The organism is Archangium sp., from assembly GCF_036388035.1.
In the GTDB taxonomy this organism is placed as follows: Bacteria; Myxococcota; Myxococcia; order Myxococcales; family Myxococcaceae; genus Archangium.
Window position 1 is genome coordinate 1 of record NZ_DASVSO010001007.1, and the last position, 2,302, is coordinate 2,302.

2 protein-coding genes are annotated in these 2,302 nt (G+C 72.9%); both read left to right on the forward strand.

Features of this window, described 5'->3' with window-relative positions; all coding sequences use genetic code 11:
• The coding region (locus VF697_RS41530) for a sensor histidine kinase (RefSeq protein ID WP_331104046.1) at positions 1-1,341 on the forward strand (1,341 nt) is incomplete at its 5' end.
• 269 nt (positions 1,342-1,610) lie between these two features.
• The gene (locus VF697_RS41535) at positions 1,611-1,784 is read left to right on the forward strand and encodes a hypothetical protein (protein WP_331104048.1); all 174 of its coding nucleotides are present in this window, start codon (positions 1,611-1,613) and stop codon (positions 1,782-1,784) included.
• Positions 1,785-2,302: the final 518 nt, after the last annotated feature.

Below are 2,302 nucleotides of genomic sequence, written 5' to 3' on the forward strand. Positions count from 1 at the left end.
GGCACCGTGTGGGTAGGCACCTCCAATGGGCTCGGCCGCTTCGAGGGCGCGCGCTACACGGGCCTGGCCCAACCGCCGCGCGTGGCCCTGCTGGACACCACGCTCGGGGCACGCGCCTTCCCCCGGCCGCCCCTGGAGGGCCTCGAGGCCGCCCACGACGAGGCGACACTGGAGGTCCGGCTCGCCGACCTGGACTTCCTCGACGAGCGCAACGTGGAGCACGAGGTGCGGCTGGTGGGGCTGGACGACTGGCACGCCTTCCGAGGCCGCTCGGTGCGCTACAGCGCGCTCGCGCCGGGGAGCTACCAGCTCGAGGTGCGCGCGCGAAATGGCCGGGGACCGTGGGGGCCCGTGGTGGGGCTCTCCCTGGTGGTGCATGCGCCGTGGTGGGCCTCCTGGTGGGCGCGGAGCCTCGGCGTGCTGCTGCTGGGCGCCGCCGTGGCGGGCGTGGTGCGCTGGAGGGGCCTCGCCCTGCGGCGCAGGAACGCCGAGCTGGAGCGCCTCGTGGAGGCCCGCACCGCCGAGCTCGACCGGGCCCGCGAGAAGGTCATCCAGGCCGAGAAGCTCTCCGCCATGGGACAGCTCCTGGCGCGGCTCTCGCACGAAATCAACAACCCGCTCACCGCCATCCACAACAACCTGCCCCCGGTGCGCGAGTACGTCGAGCAGATGGCCGAGGCGCTGCGGCGCTGCCGCGCACGGCTGGAGCAGCTCCCGGAGAATGCCCCGGAAGTCGAGCGGCTGTGGCGCGAGCTGGACCTCGACTTCGTGCTCCAGGACGCCCCCGAGGCGCTGGAGGCGATGGGCTACGCCACCGAGCGCATCCGCTCCACGCAGGCGGACCTGCGCGCCTTCCTGCGCGGCGAGCGCCCGCGCCTGGAGCCCGGAGACCTCAACCAGACGGTCCACGAGACGGTCGAGCTGGTCCGGCGCTCGGTGCCTCGGGGCACGCGGGTCGAGGTCCAGTGTGGAGAGGTGCCGCGGTTCTCCTTCCACCCCGGGCAGTTGGGTCAGGTGGTGCTGAACCTGCTGCGCAACGCCATCGACGCGCTGGGGGAAGAGGGCGAGGTGCGGGTGAGCACGGCGGTGCGCGACGGCATGGTCGAGCTCGTGGTGGCCGACAACGGCCCGGGGATTCCGCCGGAGCTGCGCACGCGCATCTTCGAGCCCTTCTTCACCACGAAGGACGTGGGCAAGGGCACGGGGCTGGGGCTGGCCATCTGTCGACAGCTCGTCATGGAGAACCACGGGGGCACGCTCGAGCTGGACGAGTCCGTGCCACGCGGGGCCTGCTTCCGGGTGCGGCTGCCGCTCGCCCCGGCCGAGCGCGAGGCGGCGTGACGCCGCTCCCCCCGTCCCCCATCCCCCGTCGACCTTTCCACAGGCCGCCTGTAGGAACTTCAGTCTTCCAGGTATGGCGTCAAACCTCGGCGCAGGTGGGCGTAAATCTCCCAACGGAAGACGGGGGGCTTGGCGCGTCCAATGCCAGACACACCCTGTAGTTCCGACAGGAATGGCTCGGCAAAGCCTTTGCAGTAGGCCCCTGCGTGCATCGCCGGCCCCGCGCCTACGTCAGCGGGGGAGGCGAAGCTCTTCAGGGGGTATGCGCCATGCGCGGAGTCATTACTGGACGTGAGGTGCTAGAGAACCTCGGCCTCATCTACCGGGAGTTCGGAGCCGCCTGTCTCCTGCGCTGTCTGTGGGCCCTCGTGCGCGGGCGCAGCACCACCTTCCTCGAGGTGGCCTGCCAGCCCGAGCCGGACCCCTTCCAGCGCTTCCGCTAGGACTCGTCTTCCGACTTCGGCGGGGACGCCGGAGGGGTCGGAGGCGCCTTGGCCGAGTACGTCACCACGGGCCCCGCCGCGCCGCCGCCGCTCCGCCCCTGACGGGGCCCACCCCGACCGGGCCCCTCGCTCCTCCGCTCCGGAGGACGCCCCTGTGGCCGCGGCTCCCGTGGCCCCTGCGGCCCCGAGGGCCTCGCACCCTGCTCTCCCCACTGGCGCTGTCCGTCCCCGTTACCACGCGGGGGACGCTCGCCCTGAGGACGGCCGCCCTGCTGAAAACGCTCGCCCTGGGGACGGTCTGTCCGAGGTGGACGCTCGCCCCGAGGGGGACGCTCTCCCTGGGGACGGTCTGTCCGAGGCGGACGCTCTCCTTGGGGACGGAACTCGCGGGGCCCCTGCTGCTCCGCGGGCCGAGGGCTCTGCTCCGCGAGCTGGCGCGGAGCCTCTCCGTTGCCACGCGGGGGACGGTCTCCCTGGGGACGGCCGCCCTGCGGGAAGCGCTCGCCCTGCGGACGGTC